This is a genomic window from Acinetobacter sp. KH_038 (assembly GCF_057839405.1).
On the sequence record NZ_CM174489.1, the window covers coordinates 1,904,937 to 1,922,016 of the forward strand.

General features: G+C 41.4%; 15 protein-coding genes and 4 pseudogenes. 2 read left to right on the forward strand and 17 right to left on the reverse strand.

Annotated elements, in window-relative coordinates:
* Window positions 1-113: 113 nt before the first annotated feature.
* From AC3IT7_RS08915 to crp, 3 genes are all read right to left on the reverse strand, one after another.
* Window positions 114-506 carry an antitoxin Xre/MbcA/ParS toxin-binding domain-containing protein gene (locus AC3IT7_RS08915; RefSeq protein WP_489248204.1) on the reverse strand — a complete coding sequence of 131 codons (393 nt, stop codon included), beginning with the start codon at window positions 504-506 and terminating at the stop codon, window positions 114-116.
* A 575-nt stretch (window positions 507-1,081) separates the two neighbouring features.
* Window positions 1,082-2,131, reverse strand: a complete 1,050-nt coding sequence (locus AC3IT7_RS08920) for an NADP(H)-dependent aldo-keto reductase (RefSeq protein WP_489248205.1) — start codon at window positions 2,129-2,131, stop codon at window positions 1,082-1,084.
* A 187-nt stretch (window positions 2,132-2,318) separates the two neighbouring features.
* Window positions 2,319-3,032 (reverse strand): cAMP-activated global transcriptional regulator CRP, encoded by a 714-nt coding sequence (gene crp, locus AC3IT7_RS08925; RefSeq protein WP_475653324.1) that lies wholly within the window; start codon window positions 3,030-3,032, stop codon window positions 2,319-2,321.
* Window positions 3,033-3,179: 147 nt separating this feature from the next.
* On the opposite strand from crp, the gene AC3IT7_RS08930 reads away from it, so the two are divergent.
* Window positions 3,180-3,602: an OsmC family protein gene (locus AC3IT7_RS08930; protein WP_489248206.1), complete on the forward strand. Its 423-nt coding sequence runs from the start codon at window positions 3,180-3,182 to the stop codon at window positions 3,600-3,602.
* An 89-nt stretch (window positions 3,603-3,691) separates the two neighbouring features.
* On the opposite strand, the gene AC3IT7_RS08935 is transcribed toward AC3IT7_RS08930, so the two are convergent.
* Window positions 3,692-4,729 carry a metallophosphoesterase gene (locus AC3IT7_RS08935; protein ID WP_489248207.1) on the reverse strand — a complete coding sequence of 346 codons (1,038 nt, stop codon included), beginning with the start codon at window positions 4,727-4,729 and terminating at the stop codon, window positions 3,692-3,694.
* Between the two features lie 109 nt (window positions 4,730-4,838).
* On the opposite strand from AC3IT7_RS08935, the pseudogene AC3IT7_RS08940 reads away from it, so the two are divergent.
* Window positions 4,839-5,030 (forward strand): annotated as a pseudogene (locus AC3IT7_RS08940) (type II toxin-antitoxin system RelE family toxin); the annotation flags it as partial.
* A gap of 130 nt (window positions 5,031-5,160) precedes the next feature.
* Here the strand turns inward: AC3IT7_RS08940 and lhpI are convergent.
* From lhpI to AC3IT7_RS09005, 13 genes and pseudogenes are all read right to left on the reverse strand, one after another.
* Window positions 5,161-6,096 (reverse strand): bifunctional Delta(1)-pyrroline-2-carboxylate/Delta(1)-piperideine-2-carboxylate reductase, encoded by a 936-nt coding sequence (lhpI, locus tag AC3IT7_RS08945; protein WP_489248208.1) that lies wholly within the window; start codon window positions 6,094-6,096, stop codon window positions 5,161-5,163.
* A 23-nt stretch (window positions 6,097-6,119) separates the two neighbouring features.
* Window positions 6,120-7,409 (reverse strand): MFS transporter, encoded by a 1,290-nt coding sequence (locus tag AC3IT7_RS08950; RefSeq protein ID WP_489248209.1) that lies wholly within the window; start codon window positions 7,407-7,409, stop codon window positions 6,120-6,122.
* Between the two features lie 735 nt (window positions 7,410-8,144).
* Window positions 8,145-8,675, reverse strand: a pseudogene (locus tag AC3IT7_RS08955) (MBL fold metallo-hydrolase); the annotation flags it as partial.
* Between the two features lie 100 nt (window positions 8,676-8,775).
* Window positions 8,776-9,429: a dethiobiotin synthase gene (bioD, locus tag AC3IT7_RS08960; protein ID WP_489248210.1), complete on the reverse strand. Its 654-nt coding sequence runs from the start codon at window positions 9,427-9,429 to the stop codon at window positions 8,776-8,778.
* Window positions 9,426-10,181 (reverse strand): malonyl-ACP O-methyltransferase BioC, encoded by a 756-nt coding sequence (gene bioC / locus AC3IT7_RS08965; protein ID WP_489248211.1) that lies wholly within the window; start codon window positions 10,179-10,181, stop codon window positions 9,426-9,428. Before bioC ends, bioD begins: the two co-directional genes overlap by 4 nt.
* On the reverse strand, window positions 10,178-11,347 hold the full coding sequence (locus AC3IT7_RS08970; RefSeq protein ID WP_489248212.1) for an 8-amino-7-oxononanoate synthase: 1,170 nt from the start codon (window positions 11,345-11,347) through the stop codon (window positions 10,178-10,180). The genes bioC and AC3IT7_RS08970 overlap by 4 nt, the downstream gene beginning before the upstream one ends.
* Window positions 11,344-12,621: an adenosylmethionine--8-amino-7-oxononanoate transaminase gene (gene bioA / locus AC3IT7_RS08975; protein WP_489248213.1), complete on the reverse strand. Its 1,278-nt coding sequence runs from the start codon at window positions 12,619-12,621 to the stop codon at window positions 11,344-11,346. Before bioA ends, AC3IT7_RS08970 begins: the two co-directional genes overlap by 4 nt.
* Before the next feature lie 82 nt (window positions 12,622-12,703).
* Window positions 12,704-13,420, reverse strand: coding sequence for an alpha/beta hydrolase family protein (locus tag AC3IT7_RS08980; RefSeq protein WP_489248214.1), 717 nt, complete (start codon window positions 13,418-13,420; stop codon window positions 12,704-12,706).
* A gap of 540 nt (window positions 13,421-13,960) precedes the next feature.
* Window positions 13,961-14,240, reverse strand: a pseudogene (locus AC3IT7_RS08985) (addiction module antidote protein).
* Window position 14,241: 1 nt separating this feature from the next.
* A pseudogene (locus AC3IT7_RS08990) lies at window positions 14,242-14,473 on the reverse strand (type II toxin-antitoxin system RelE/ParE family toxin); the annotation flags it as partial.
* A 276-nt stretch (window positions 14,474-14,749) separates the two neighbouring features.
* Window positions 14,750-15,223 (reverse strand): hypothetical protein, encoded by a 474-nt coding sequence (locus AC3IT7_RS08995; RefSeq protein WP_489248215.1) that lies wholly within the window; start codon window positions 15,221-15,223, stop codon window positions 14,750-14,752.
* 16 nt (window positions 15,224-15,239) lie between these two features.
* Window positions 15,240-16,286: a linear amide C-N hydrolase gene (locus tag AC3IT7_RS09000; protein ID WP_489248216.1), complete on the reverse strand. Its 1,047-nt coding sequence runs from the start codon at window positions 16,284-16,286 to the stop codon at window positions 15,240-15,242.
* A gap of 12 nt (window positions 16,287-16,298) precedes the next feature.
* Entirely contained in the window at window positions 16,299-17,057 is a 759-nt protein-coding gene (locus AC3IT7_RS09005; protein ID WP_489248217.1) for a hypothetical protein, read from the reverse strand.
* Window positions 17,058-17,080: the final 23 nt, after the last annotated feature.

Here is a 17,080-nt window from a genome sequence, read left to right on the forward strand (position 1 = left end):
TCTTCTGGGAAAATATTTCAAGTGGACCAAAATAGAATTTTTAAGCAGAACGTGAATAATTAATAACTTATTCAATTTGCTCTGCTATTTCAGGGCTTCAGATCAACAAAGCTCTAGCGCTGTTGTAACCCTTCTACTAATTGCAACACCTCATTCAAACCATGTTCTGTTTGCAGCAATGTCCTTGGGGTCTGATGGTTTAATAGCCTGTTCGGGGAATTGATAAAATTGAGCATCCATTCTACATCGCCACCATGCAGGCTAAATCCTGCTTGATAGATCCGTACTAGAGCTAAAGCCCTTTCTCCTTGTGGGGTATTGGGCGCTAATTCATTTTCTTTTATAGCCAAAGATAAATCAGCATCAGAGCTACCCAGAATCATCGCAAGCTCTGACTCCTTTAGCTGTAATTGTTCCGCTATTCGCAGTACCACTTTAGCCAATACCTCTGATTGAGAAATATTTTTTTCACTATCCATTTTATAAGGCCATATTTTTGTATTCATTTGATTATGCCGGTTTTAGGTTGCAAGCTCTAGATGGTGTGCTAGCAAGTTTTCTGATTTCTAAACAGATCTCTTGCATAAATTTAAAAATGATCGCTCTATTCATATTTGAACAGATATTCAAAGACCCCTCTCCCTTTAGGATGAGAAGTTAGGAATTAAAAAAATTATAAAAGACTCCAATATAAAAACACCCTCATATGAGGGTAATGCTGATCAGTTAAGGAGTTTAGAAATAAACTCCTTAATTTTTAGGAATCCATAGCGGAGTCTTATTAGTTTTAAATCAAAATTTTGCAGCTCATCTGTTACTTTGGTTTCGCCCAAATGAGAAGCGAAGCTTCGCAAGGAAGGCATCTTGCGGAGCAATACTCCTCACCGCAAAACTCGTCAGCCTCTATCGACTAACAAATTTATCGCAGAAACAATCATTTTTTTATGCAGTCCGGCCTCAAACAGTTGCGGATGACTTTCCCATATATCAACTACAGTCATGGATTTAAAAAGGTAATGCCAGTCAATTTCTTAACTGATCAGCATTACTCATATGAGGGTGCATTTCAAACAGCCTAAAATTAAGGTGCCGGATTCGGCTGCTGACGATGAATATCTTCAATGCCTTTCAGCACTTCTTCAGACAAATCAATTTCAAATGCCTGGATATTTTCTTTCAGCTGATCCAGATTGGTGGCGCCAATAATGGTACTAGTAACAAAGAACTGCTGTTTGATAAAGGCCAAAGCCAATTGTGTCAAAGTCAGACCATGCTGCTCGGCCAGTTGTGCATATTGTTCGGTCGCCCATTCACTTTCCGGATTGCTATAGCGGCTAAAACGCGAGAACAGTGTCACACGCGCATTGGCCGGACGCGCACCATGACGGAATTTACCGGTCAAATAACCAAACGCCAAAGGTGAATAAGCCAACAGGCCTACACCTTCATATTTGGCAATTTCTGACATGCCCACTTCATAAGTACGATTCAACAGATTATACGGGTTTTGTACACTGACGAATTTGGACAAACCTAATTTCTCGGCGAGATGCAGGAACTTCATGGTGCCCCACGGAGTTTCATTGGAAAGTCCAATATAACGGATACGGCCATTTTTAATTTCATCTTGCAAGGCGGTTAAGGTTTCTGCGAGATCTGTCACCTCACGATGTTCTGCCGCTTCTGCATTGCCATAGCCCAGCTTACCAAAGAAATTGGTTGGACGTTGCGGCCAGTGCAACTGGTACAGGTCGATATAATCGGTTTGCAAGCGTGTTAATGACTGATCAATTGCTGATGCAATTTCATCTGCGCCAAAACGGGTTTTTCCATCCCGAATATGACTGCCACCTTGTGAAGGTCCGGCAATTTTTGAAGCCATGAACAGTTGATCACGTCCACCACGAGAGGCAATCCAGTTACCAATCATGCGCTCGGTCGACCCCTGGGTTTCAGGTTTTGGTGGTACTGGATACATTTCCGCGGTATCCCAGAAATACAGTCCCTGATCCAAAGCATAATCCAGCTGCTGAAAAGCTTCTTGCTGCGTATTTTGCTCACCAAAAGTCATAGTGCCCAAACAGATTTCCGGCACAAGAATGCCAGTATTCGCCAATGGTCTGAACTGCATAAAAAATATCCTTAAAATTTATCTGTCATTTATTGCGATCAAGTGCGCTATAGCCTATCGGAATTATAAGGGGGAGTTAAATCATCTTTTCTAAAAAGCTTGTGCCAAATTGTTATGTTCTGCATTCATTTGAATATTTTTAAATTGAGATAAAAAAAGCAAATCAGAAGATTTGCTTTTTTTGGTTTCAGACCCGTTCGTCTTCGAGCTCAGCGGCACTAGCCGTTTCTGGTTCCTCCAGGGAGACATCAAAAATCAGAATGGCTTTACCATCGGTTTCAATCATGCCCTGTTCTTCAAGCGTCTTCAGTACACGACCGACCATTTCGCGGGAACAACCGACAATACGGCCAATTTCCTGACGGGTGATACGAATCTGACGGCCATTTGGCAAAATCATCGCTTCAGGCTGTGAAGACAGGTCGATCAGACAACGTGCAATACGACCAGACACATCAATAAATGCCAGATCCGTCACTTTACGTGTGGTATTTTTCAGACGGCGTACCAGCTGGGCAAATACCGCATAGCTCAGATCAGGATATTGCTTGCTGATTTCATGAAAATTTTCATAGGTGATTTCAGCAATTTCACACACATCACGTGTACGAACTTCTGCAGTACGTTGTGGGTTTACCTCAAATAAACCCATTTCCCCAAAAAAGTCACCCGCATTTAAATATGCTACGACAATTTCACGATCATCATCTTCACGAAGAATGATGGATACAGACCCCTTCAAAATCAAATACAAAGATTTAGATTCTGATCCTGCATCAATGATAGTTGTACGTTTTGGATAACGGTTAATATATGCACGTTTTAATAGTGCTTTCACGGATTCTGGTAATTGCCCCGGAGAAAGCGCATCTGTGCTTAATTGTGAAAAGTTTGAAGTCATGCTTACGGTTCCGATTATGGATAATTTATAGATCGCACAAGACCTAATGTGAACTTGTCACACAGTGGGATTGAAATTCCGTATCAACCCAATTTATGTTAGTGTACAGTTACTTGACAAATTTATAGCTTTTTTTAGGTAGTTGCAATGCAAACAAGCGTTCATTGGTTAGAGAATGTTGCTTTTGAAGCAAAAACTCAAAGTGGTCATACCCTCGTCATGGATGGTTCAGCCGAGTATGGCGGTGAAAACCGTGGTCCCCGCCCAATGGAGCTGCTGTTAACCGGTCTGGGCGGCTGTGCCTCTTTTGATATTGTCACGATTTTAAAGAAAGCCCGTCAGGATATCACTGATGTACGCTGTGAGTTAAAGGCTGAGCGTGCGGATACGATTCCGGCAGTATTCACGAAAATTCACCTGCATTTTGTCGTGACAGGCAAAGCCGTTAAAGAGAAACAGGTGGCAAAAGCCGTGGAACTTTCTGCTGAGAAGTATTGTTCTGCCAGCAAAATGCTGTCGGATGGCGGTGTTGAAATCACCCATGATTTCGAAATTATCGAAGCAGAATAAAACCTGCACTTTGTAGAAATAGCAGTCCGAGTGGCTGCTTTTTTTATATGCTGTAAAAGTCCCTTCATATTTTCAAAAACTGCGTTGAGTTAATATTTTTGTACTAAATAATGCTTGCCATATTCAAAGCTCAGGATATTTTCTGGCAATCTTAACGCTCCAAGCTGATGACGAAATGCCACTCGCTGTTGACGATCGAGATAACGTTTCCCCACCGAGTAATCTACACAGAATACATTTTTTTGTTGTCCATACCATTGCAGCGCATCGATTGACTTAAAGAGACCGATTTTTTCTTCAGTGGTTTTAAAGTTTCGCCAGTAATGTCCGGTTATCACTGGAATTTGATCTGTATAACTTTCCCACCACGGCAGACGATCGATCATACGCCAGCGGCCACCGGCATAAATCGGTTGCACGGCAATCTGTTCTGCACCTGAAGTAATGACACGAATCGGATTATGCATTTGCTCACGTAACTCTTTTTCTGCAAGATATGGGAGTAATGGCAAACTCGCAGCAGGATCCTTGAACTGGTATTGATGGCTCTGCTGTTCTTTCTGAATCAGTTCATTTATTCCTAAGGCGTGTAGATCCTGTAGCGTCTGCTGCACGAAATGATCATAAGCCTCTCTGAGCGTATTGAAATGAGAATCACGTAACCGGTCAATGGATTGCTGATGCCAGCAGGCATGTACCACACGCAGCTGCTCAGACTCAAGCGCCACCGGCAAGCGATTTAAAAAATCCAGAATCCACGCACGGTCTGCCGCTGAAGCCTGCATTGAATCGAAAGCTTTAAGATCATCCTGATGCGGTGAACCAAAAAACCAGCCATTGCCTTCCCGCAGGGTTTCAGTCAGCAGATTCAGTTCATGATTGCCAATGACACATTGCGCATAACCCTGCTCGACCAGCTGCTTGACCCGTTGCATCACTGCAACACTGTCTTGCCCCCGGTCACATAAATCACCGACAAAGATCAGTTTTCGCTGTTCAGGGTGCCGACCATGCCGGTCATAACCCAGTACCTCGATCAGTTGTTCCAGCGCCGCAATCTCACCATGAATATCCCCGACAATATCTACGGGGTCAGTGAAAGCCTGTTGTATAAATGAATATTTCATTTATGCATCCTGAATTGAGTCTATGCCAGATTAAAATACTTTGAGTATGCTTCAATTTTATTTAGATCGGAATACAGAATAATCTACCCGTTAAATAGTTCAAGTTTGAGAGCAGCCACATATTCCCAAGAATATGCTTAGAGGTGATCTCGCTGGATGCTATAAAATTAAATTATCAAAGGCCGGAGTCCGACTGGTTTATCACGTCAAAGAGGATCAGATTGTTATCTTGCCCATCACCGTTGGGAAACGATCTGACAGCATAGTTTATGACAAAGCCAAAAAGCGTATTAAAGACTAAAAAAGGGAGCTATAAGCTCCCTTTTTTAATTTGTATAACGTCTATTATGTTAATGATACTCAACTATTTCACTTATAACTAAAATCAGAGTCATACTATTTATATAAAGATTAATTAATTCTTTATATTATTAGAGATTTTTTTCATAAACTAAAATAGCGGCTGCCAAATCCTCTATAGCTGTCCCTACCGCTTTATAGACTGTTATTTCATCTTCATGAGTACGACCTTGGTGTTTGCCTTGGCATAAAGTCTCTAAATCAGCTTTAACCTGATCACGTTGCAACACTCCTGCTGCGATAGGCGAGAGTAAATCCCCCGCTTTATCTAGTGCCTCACTCGTATCAATAAATACCGAGGTGTCTGCGAACATCGCATCATCAGATTCACGCATATCTGGTTTAAAACTACCAATTAAATCTACATGCGTGCCCGGTTTAACCCAATCGCGTTTTATTAAAGGCCCAGTTGATAAGGTCGCACAGCTCACAATATCACTAGTTTCAACCGCTTCTTGCAGGTTTTCAACCGCAACTGCTTTAAATCCTTTTGCTTTCAAATCATTGGCCAGATTGACGGCACGCTCATAAGTGGTATTCCAAACTTTTACAGTCTCTAAATTAAATAGAGCTCCATAGGCAAAAGCAAGTTCACGTGCTACATTCCCTGCTCCCACGATCAGTAGATCTTTGGATTGTCTACGAGCCAAAAACTTTGCTGCCAGAGCAGAGGCTGCCGCTGTACGCTGGCAGGTAATCGTATCACCATCCATCACAGCAATAGGCATACCATTCTTGGCATCAAAAAGCGTGTAAGTCGAAAAAAGTCCTGCTAAACCAAACTTTTTGCCATTATCTGGGTAGATGGTTACATGCTTAATACCCATATAACGATTTTTTTGCCAAGCTGGCATAATCAGCAATGTCGCTCCTGCATCATCGCTATCTATCGCATGATTATGACGACGAGGTACTATATAATCTTGCTTAAACATCTGTTCGAGAGCTTCAATTAAGGCAGCATATGACAAAGCATCTGCAGTTTGTTGTTTATCAAAAACTTTCATAAGTTGTCCTATTTAGATTCTTACTAATTATCATTAGTATTAGTCATTTGATTTGATGATGAGTTTACAAAGCTAATAGCGATAAGAGAAATCACTCCTGTTAAGATCAGATATATTGCAATCGCTCGGTAGGATTGATCAAACTGAGTGAGTAAATAAGTCGCAATGAGTGGTGCTGTACCACCCGCAAGAGCGGCGCCTATTTGATATCCTAAGGTGACACCTGTATATCGAACATTACTTTTAAATATTTCAGAAAACATAGTCCCAAGAACCGCAGTAATCGGCGCCCAAACAATACCCAGTCCAATGACAGTAGCGACCACTACACTTAGAAATGTGTTCTGCTCTAATATCCAAAAGTAAGGAAAAGCATATAACATCATCAGAACAGTACTGCCGATATACATTTTTTTGCGTCCAATCTTATCTGAGAGAGCTCCCATCAGTGGGATAAGAACAATCGTTACTGCCATAGAAATAGTAACTGCATTCAGTACTTGTGTTGTAGTCAGTGATAATCGAGTCGTGGCGTAATATACAACAAAGGTAGACATGATATAAAACGGTGCAGTCTCAGCAAACTTGGCACCCACAGCAATGAGCACTTCTTTTTTATGAGTTTTAAGTGTTTCAAATAAAGGAATTTTTACCACAGTTCCTTGTTCTTTATTCTTTTTAAAGTCTGGTGTTTCATCAATTCCTTTACGAATCCAAAGACCAAAAAACACCAAAAATGCGCTTGCAATAAATGGTACACGCCATCCCCACGACATAAAATCTTCGGGTGGTAACATAGTCATCACCGTTAATGCTAATGTCGCAAGTAGTAGACCAATAGGGATACCCATTTGTGGCACACTGCCAAAAAAACCTCGCTTTTCAGGGGGGGCATATTCAACTGCTAACAGCATTGAACCTCCCCATTCACCGCCGATACCAAGACCTTGAATTATACGCAGCATCACCATCAAAATTGGTGCAGCTATTCCGATCGCTTGATAAGTAGGTAATAACCCCATCAAGACTGTTGCACCACCCATAAGTGCCAAGGTCGCTACTAAGGTTTTTTTCCTTCCAACTTTATCGCCGATATGGCTAAAAATAATCCCGCCAAACGGGCGAACAAAGAACGATAATGCAAATGAGGCGAAAGCTAGCATCGTACTTAAGCTCTCGTCTCCTGTAGGAAAATATAGTTGATTAAAGACTAGAGCTGCTACTGTACCGTATAAAAAAAAATCAAACCATTCGATAGAACTGCCAACCAGGCTAGCAGTAAGAACCCTTTTAGATACTGAGGGGTGAGACATATAATATTCCTTGTTAAAATCAGTACTTTGATATTCTTATAAAAACTATACTAATCAATAAACCACTCTCAATTCCTAAAGTGATTAAAACAATAATTTCTTTCTACTAACTTATTGTTTTTGATCAACAATACATCAAATCAGTGTATTTCTAATGAACAAATCTATCATCGATACTCATTTATTGGAAGATTTTTAGGGCTAATAATTACAAGAAATTTCATGTAATTAAAATGTAAAAATCCCTTCACATTTTCAAAAACTGCGTTTAGTTAATATTTTTGTACTAAATAATGCCTGCCATCTTCAAAGCTCAGGATATTTGCTGGCAATCTTAACGCTTCAAGCCGGTGACGAAATGCCACCTACTGTTGTCGATCGATCATACGCCAGCGGCATAAATCGGTTGTACAGCAATCTGTTCTGCACCTAAAGTAATGACACGAATCGGATTTGTATTTGCTCACGTAATTCTTTTTCTGCAAGATGTGGGAGTAATGGCAAACTCGTTGTATAAATGAATATTTCATTTATGCATTCTGAATTGAGTCTATGCCAGATTAAAATACTTTGAGTATGTTTCAATTTTATTTAGATCGGAATACAAGGCGAACTATCAGTTAAATCCGTCAATATTTAATGATGCAATTTCTTCAAGACAGTGACATCCCGTTTACTAACAGTACAAAAAGCATGTGTAATGAGCAAGATCACACATGCTGAAGAAGATCATGTTTAAGACTTAAAATAATTCAATGGCAATTTTAAATAAGACACGCCATTGGCTTCAACTTCCGGGAACTGCCCTGCCATATTGATTTAAATCGTTGGCAAAATCAGTTTCGACATACTTAAAGTGGCATCACGCTGCTGACGCATCTCGATAAATTCTATTTTGCTGATCCCTTCATGGATATGAATATTTTGGGTCTTTTGGGTTTGTATATCCGTTTCACAGACATAATCCTGACGCATTTCAGGCAGATAATCATGGCACAAGAACATACATCTGTCAGGCGGGAGCTGATACAGGCTCTGTACCGAATCGAATAAGGTCGATGCGCTACCGCGCGGGACGTCACAACGTGCCGTACCATAGTCCGGCATAAACAGGGTATCGCCCACTAATACCGCATCCCCAGTCACATAGTTAAGACAGGCAGGTATATGACCCGGTGTAGGAATGTTATAGGCATCCAGTTCACCAATCTTGAAGTGCTCATGATCATCAAACAGGTAATCGAATCGCTGCAGAGCATTAAACTGCATTCACTTAGCGCAGCCAAAAAGAAATCATCAGGAGCAGTCCACTCCTTAAATACCTGTCAGCCCTACGGGTTCAGCATTGAAATCAGCTTTGGCGTGCCTAAGCGTGGCATTCAAGTTTAGGAATGTCCAGCCATAGGGCTGTTGGGAAATGCTGTGTCAGATACGCCTTTAAATATTGAATGGTATCCATCGCAATGGTTTGGTCTTGGTGATCGTCGGCGTGGTTAAAGGCCAATGCATAGAGCACGACTTCACGTTGTTTGAGCAGTTCCAGACTCAGCAAAGTATGATTAATACTGCCCAGTCGACCTGAAGTCACCAGAATGACAGGATATTGCTGCTGGGCAATATAATCGATTGTTAACACATCCCGGGTTAGCGGCACCATCAAACCACCCGCCCCTTCAAGCAGAACCCGGTCATAACCCTCAGCCAATACTGTGGTTGCCTGTTGGATGTTCTCGAAATTGATTGCACGCCCATCCAGTTCAGCGGCCAAATGCGGTGATGCCGGATAACTAAAAATTTCTGGCATGGTCAGCTTGTCATGATCTTCAGGCAGCAGCCCACACCCCATAATCATCCGGTGCTGCTCGATGTCTTCTGAAACATCGGTGTTGCCGGTTTGAATCAATTTCTGGGTAATGCTGCGAATGCCCTGTTCGTTCCAGCTTTTGGCCAAAAAGCCTGTGGTATAGGTTTTACCAATGCCAGTATCAATACCACTGACAAAATAGATTTTTGCGCTCATTGGGCTTTCCGTGCAATCAGGTAAATGGGATGGTAGGTCAAAGGATAAAATTCAGTTCCCGGTTTCTGAAACTGCGCATAATCGTCCTCGAACTTTGCAAGGGATTTTTTGCTCCAGCGGAAACCCTGCGCCGTTGCCTGCACTCCCGTGGCTTTCATGTGTTTCAACACATCTCGAGGCTGAGCAAAATTAAGCTGGATCCGCTCTTCATTGGCGACGATGATGTCAAAGCCTTGTACCTGTAAAACATTGACCACCGTTTCCAGTGCTAAATAATCTAGACCTTGTCCGGTTAATGCTTTAATTTCTTTTAAATTATCTTCTGCATAACTGGCAAAACAGAAAAATCCTGATGCGTTCAAGGCAGTTGCCACTTTCTGGGTCAGCACCGGTAAATCCTGAATCCATTGTAGAGCTGAACAGGACACCACCAGATCTAAAGAATGGGGTAATGGCAATTGTTCGATATCGCCTATGCCCCAGATAAATTGTTCAGATTCAGGAAAATGCTGTTTCACCTCAGGATAAAGATCATTCAAAAATAACTGATCAACCCCGTAATGCTGTAAAAATATCTGGCTAAACAGACCTGAACCACAACCGATTTCCAGTGCACGCTGCAGATGCGGTTGAGGAAGATGCTGTTGCATTAAATGGAATAACTGTTGAGCAACATGACGCTGTGCCACGGCATGCTGATCATAACTTTGCTGCGCCTGTGCAAATCGTTGTGCAATCTGGGTGTTTTTCATAGCTGATACTGCTCCAGCACACTGAAACAGTCTTGCATCTGCTGTATTTGTATTCCCTGATGCAAGCAGATCCGCAGCCGTGATGAATTTTTAGGCACCGTCGGTGGCCGTACCGGCAGCACATAAAAACCATGATCTTGCAAATAGGCTGCTGTCGCCACGGTCTGGTGTGCATCACCAAGAATGACAGGGATAATCTGCGAGCTGGATGGACAGTGATAACCGAGATTTTTCACGGCTTGCTGGCTATATTGAGATAAAGCCGTTAAGGCCTGACGTTCTGCCTTTAAACCCTGTTGATGCTGAAAGATAAAATTTGTCCAGGCCATACAGATCGGAGGTTGTGCAGTACTGAAAATCAGTGACCGCATTGAATTAATCAGATACTCCCGAATCACCGGCTCACAGACCAGATAGCCCCCGACCGAAGCAAGTGCTTTGCCAAATGTACCCACCAGAAAATCGATATCATTGATCACACCATATTGTTCAGCACAGCCTAATCCACCTGCACCCCGCACCCCGATGGCATGCGCTTCGTCAACATAGAGCATGACCTTAGGATACTGTTTTTTTAAAGCCACTAAAGCAGTTAAATCGGTTTCATCGCCATCCATACTGAAAATGGATTCTGTAACGACAATGATCCGTTTAATTGCATCATCTGACTGATATTTGAGTAGAAATTGCGTCAGATGATCTAAATCATTATGCCGATAACGCAGATAATTCACCTTGGATAAACGGATACCATCAATGATACTGGCATGCACCAGTTTATCGGCAATGATCAGGGTTTTACTGTCTGCAAGTGCAGGTAAAATCCCGATATTCATATGATAACCGCTATTAAACAACAGCACTGAACGGCCAAAAGCTTGCGACATAGTATGTTCAAGCTGCTCATATGCAGGAAAGTTGCCTGTCAGCAAGCGGGAAGAACTAGCACTCATCTGCCGTTCGGAAAGAGGCGTTAGATCAAAAAATGCTTCGCGTAAATCCAGTTGATTGGCAAGCCCCAGATAATCATTCGATGCCAGATTCAACATAGTTTTGCCATTTAGCTCAAAACAGGCAGCACTGGTTACTTGGGATTTAAACTCGCGGTACTGGCCTTGCTGTTTTAATACATCCAATTGCTGTGCAAAATGTTCGAGATGATTCATGCGACACGCTCCATCTGCTGAATCATCTCGATCAGATGTTCCAGTAAGGTCTGCAATTGAAGCGTAGAAATAATGAAAGGCGGCATGACATATACCAGCCTGCCAAATGGACGGATCCAGACGCCACGGCGGACACATTCCGCCTGAAATTTAGTCAGATTCACCACTTGATGCAACTCGACCACACCAATGGCACCGAGCACACGCACATCTTTAACCACAGGATGCCCATCTAGGCCATGCAAAATTTTTAATTGTTGTTCAATGCGCTGGATATTGGCTTGCCAGTCCTGCGTCAACAGGAGTTGGGTACTTTTTACTGCAACTGCACAGGCCAAAGGATTGGCCATAAAGGTGGGGCCATGCATAAAAACGCCCGCTTCTCCCCCAGAAATGGTCTCTGCAACCTGCTTGGTGGTGAGCGTGGCAGATAAAGTCATATAGCCACCAGTCAAGGCTTTACCTAAACAGAGAATATCAGGGACGATCTCGGCATGCTCATAGGCAAATAGCTTACCCGTACGTCCAAAACCTGTCGCAATTTCATCCAGAATCAGGAGTACATCGTATTGCTCACACAAAGCTTTGGTTTGACGCAAGTATTCAGGATGATAAAAACGCATACCGCCAGCGCCCTGAACGATCGGCTCAATAATCAGGGCTGCGATGTGTTGATGTTTTTCTGCCAGCAACTGTTGCAGTGGCTGGATATCCTGATTCTGCCATTCGCCATGGAATCGGCTTTCAGGTGCAGCGACAAAATAGCGACTGGGCAAGCTTGAACCGAAGATCTGATGCATCCCCGTGACCGGATCGCAGACTGACATCGCATTCCAAGTATCTCCGTGGTAGCCCGAACGTGTCGTGACAAAATTACTTTTATTTGGCCGACCCCGCGCATACCAATATTGCACTGCCATTTTTAAGGCCACTTCCACCGCGACTGAACCTGAATCAGCGAAAAAGACTTTATCGAGTTCAGGTGCGGTAATCTCCAGGAGGATTTTCGCAAGTTCAATCGCAGGTTGATGCGTGAATCCGCCGAACATCACGTGCGACATTTTATTGAGCTGCGCAATGGCGGCCTGATTCAGCTCAGGATGACTATAACCATGGATCGTGCACCACCAGGAGGACATGCCATCAATCAGCGCTGTACCATCTTCCAAATAAATCTGCGCACCGCTCGCACTAGCAACCGGACAACATGGCAAGGGTGCAGTCATTGACGTATAGGGATGCCAGATATGCTCTCGATCAAAGGCGTCAAACACAAAATTCTTCCTGAAAAACCGCGTAAATATCGATCTTAGCCTGCTCACTTAAAAATGCAAATTGCTGGACTCCCGAACAGGCTTAAGCAACGGATAAAGTATTCAGATAATTCCGAATAGGTGCTAATACCAACTCTGTATCGAACAGGATTGCATCATGTGCAGCATCAATTTCTTCAACTTGGATTAAATTTTGCTGATAAAAAACAGGTTCTAGGGTAACTTTGCAAGGAACCAGAGAATCTTGAACTGAAAATATAAAGAGTATCTTCGTTGAACAGGTTTTTAAGATATCTACCAAATTTAATTGTTTCAAAAGATAAAGATGCTGTTCTTGATAAGTTAAATCAATCAATGGCAATTGTGATTGTAAGTATTTTACCCGTTGCCGCGCATCTTTCGCTCCCATACAGACCAGATGACTAAAACGTTTTAAAGTCGATAGCATGTTTATTCGGGCAGCCTGTTGAAAATTTTCAAAATCAGCTTCAGGCATTGCCTGCGGCCAATTTTTATTGGCCACGAAACAGGGATTGAACATGCAGGCAATCACAGGTTTTGCGACCTGGGTCTGCTGATAGATTTCATTCGCCAAGATTAAAGCCAGTTGTCCACCGAGTGACCAGCCGATCAATACATCGATATCGGCCGTCGTCTGTACTTTTTCTGCAAGTATTGCTGGATTATAGGGATCAAAAATATCAGACAATACTACGCTATGATCTTTTCTGAGTTCCTCAGCAAATTTTTCCAGGACTGCTGTTCCCAGTCCCCAGCCTGTGATTAGTAGAATATTCACCGGATGCTCCGTATCAAAAATACAATACAATACAATTCAAAGCCATAAAGATTTTCTGAAATAAAATAATGGCTTTGTAAAAAGTATAAAAATATTTTTAGCCTAGCTTATTTTTGACAGTTTTAAATGCAATTAGAATTATGTTTTTAGTTTTTACCAAACGATCAAAAAACAGTTTCATATATTCAAATTTGCGCTTTACTTGTATGTTTCATGCTCCATGTGAAACATACATTTCATAATTAAACATGTACTTAGGAAAACTTTGTGATGTAATTATAAATTGGTTTATTTTATTCAAAATTGGCAAATCTCATCTGAATTTAAGTATCCCTATAGAGGATTTAGTATGTTTCGTGTACACATAAATTCCCCTATCAAACGATGTAGTTACAATACACTGTTCCACTATGGCTTCGCTCTCAATGAAGTATTTAAAATCTTGAGAATATTTAGCCATAGAAAAGCACCCTTCAAATTAGACTAAGAGTGTCCAACTTTCGGGGCGCAGTTCATTAGATCCCATTTTTACTATATTTTTTAAAGTTTTAGGCCTAAAGCATTCACGACACGATTAATCGTATCAAAACGTGGTGCTGAATCCTGACGTAGGGCTTTGTAGAGTGTCTTACGTCAAATCCCTGCATCTTTAGCAATTTGAGTCATGCCTGCCACGAGCTTTAGCAATAACACCAAGTGCATGGGCTAATTCAGCTGGATCATTATCTTCAAGAACCATATTGAGATACATCACAATGTCTTCTTCAGTTTTGAGAGACTCAGCCATATCAAAGCTTGGTAAATCAGCGACTTTAACCATTTTAATCCTCCAATGTTTTCGATAATTTGACTGCACGATCGATATCTTGTTGTTGAGTCGATTTATCTCCTCCACCAAGCATTACAATCATTACGTCACCATGCTGGATGTAATACATTCTCCATCCAGCACCGAAGAACTCTCTCATTTCCCAAACACCATCTTGGAGATGGCTTAATATCTCCCCAATTTCCATGTTGAACCTTATCTAAGCTACGATTCCGGCGAATACGGTCGTATTTTAATTTGTAATTCTTGCGGCCAAGGGTGTCTAGCTAAGCTAAAGCAGGTATTTGTTATAGTCGGGTCGCTACAATACTGATAAAGAGCACCTGTATGTTTGATCTAAATATTTTCAATAGGATTTCTACTTAAGTCTTAACCTATAAAAATGCTCATGAATTGAATTCATAGTGAATAGCCACCAAAATTCTAGGCACACATAACTATCTTTTTGGACTGCCACCACCCAGCTTATGCATAAGTGGTGCGAATGCCTGGTGGATCTCTTATTTATAAGCCTTACTTAACTCTTCAAAGATAGGTGCTTTTAAATTACCTTTCAGAATATATCGAGATATAACACCTTGATCTGTATGTATATTCATAGATATTTTCTGAGATCCAGAAAAATCTGCCATCAGATTTACTGGAACCATTATATTGTTACGAGAACGATAGGAGCCAAATACATAATCATGTGCTGTTGGGCCAGTTACATTAAATGTATGACTTTTTTCTCCATTGGTAAGGATGACTTTCTGAATATCATATTTCTGATAGGCACTGTTTAAGCTCATCTTCACTTTTAAGCTATCTTTAAATGATTCATTCCAGGCAATTGTCACAATTGGGCAAATTTCATTGGTTTGGCATATTAATAGTCCTTGTAGCCCTATATTCGGATTTTTTGTAGTCGGTGTTGAAGCACAACCCGTCATTAGTGCGATGCTGGATGCTGCCCAGAGTAAGTTTTTTATCATGATTATAAGACCTTGATTATTTTATTCCCAGAAAATGAAATGGCTGAGCTGGCCTAAAAGCAGAGTTTGCTTTCCCAGCATATATTTTTGCTTGATCTACGCCCAAATCAAGCTTCTTGGTCTGCCCATTATTAAAGTTAATCTCCTTCAGATCAACCCAAAAGATATTCGGCGATACTGCCGATTCAAAAAAATATAAACTACGTTTATGGTCGACTACTGTACGCCAACGTGTAGATGAAATATTTGGCTCTTCTTCTGTATTTAAACCAAATGGTACAGAAACATTACGAATAACGCTGAAAACACTGGCTAATGAATGTTCTGCAGATACTTTTTTAGGAATTGCATTAATATAAAATGAAGCTCTGGCAAAACGATCCGCTGCTCTATTGGTCCCTGGCAACATCGTTGTACCTCCTATCTGCTTCCAATACGAATTCAATGCAAGCTGCTGATCAAAGGTTGGTGAATTGGTCATGACCTGATACTTATGGTTATGATGAATCACCTGTTTTCCATTAATGTATTCAATAATTGCACTATCACCTGTCGCATCCGAGATCGACAAATGAAGTGTTGCTAATCTTTTCTCTCCGGGAACCTGATCTGTCATCACAATAAAGGGCTCTTTTTCTAAGGCCTTAATCGCTTCTGCTACTGTGGCATAATTATCTAAGACATATTGTGCCCAAAGAGAGATGCTTAATAAGGGTTTCTTATTATTCTTCACTTCTGGATATTCAGACTCTACCAGCCAAAGTAAATTTGCTGCCAAACCTTTCTCATTAACACCATCTGTGGTTGAAATATCATAGCCTGTTGCAACCACACTTCCATACTTTGACGTCCATTGAATAGACTTCGGCCCAGCCATACCCATCCGTTTTACGTTATTTGGTAAAATCCATAAATTTGTCCCTACATCACTTTTCCAGTCCATAGAACGTGCTGTCATGACATCATGGTCACCTAAATAAACAATACGTGTGCATGCCATCGCGACTTCTGCCACAGCTAAAACGCCAACAGCAAATAATATTTTTTTTAAGGTTCTATTCATTATTTTATCCTGTTAGAAAATAGGTAAGTTGATGCCAATCACAGGGCCATGCTGACGAATGTCCCAGTGAAAGTCCTTAGATTTATAATCCTGTTCTAAATAACGGTATCCCACTCTTAAAGTTAAATGTTGATCTTGAACTGGAATTCGGTAGCCTAAATACGCGTGTGTAGAGAGGGTGTTTTCTGCTCCGAATGTCAATTCCGAGGCTAGGTTCCAAGGTGAGTCAAAATTATATTTAAAGCGCGTCCCCCAAAAGAACTCGTTCCATTGAGTCTCCGTTTCCAGATGCTGATTAAGAAGGGTCAGTGTTGCTTCTGCTTTTGTTCGATGTATGCCAATCGTGGGCTCTACGATCATTTTTGGGTAGTTTTGTGCAGTGACTTCTGGAGAAATATAAGCTTGATAATAAATACCATAGTTGTTCTGCTTCAGTTGAGTTCTTAGTCCTATGGGCAGACTCATGACACTCTTTTCTTGAGAGGTTTTTACACTCTGTAGATCTGTATAGATCCCCCATGCCCCTTTACGGAGATCTGCATAAGCCATAAAAGAACGATCTAAATGTTTTAGCGTTTCTCCAACTGGCTGGTCTACATGATAGTTAATTGGACCTTTTTTAATTGAGCCGTCTACATCCGCAGCAAATGTATATAAATGAATATTAAACTTTGGAGCACCATGCCATGTTTCTGTAAAGCTTTCTGCGGTTGTTGTTTGATTTAATAAAATCCCAATAGATAAAAATAATAAATACTTATTAATTTTCATAAAACTCCCTCATTTTTATAATT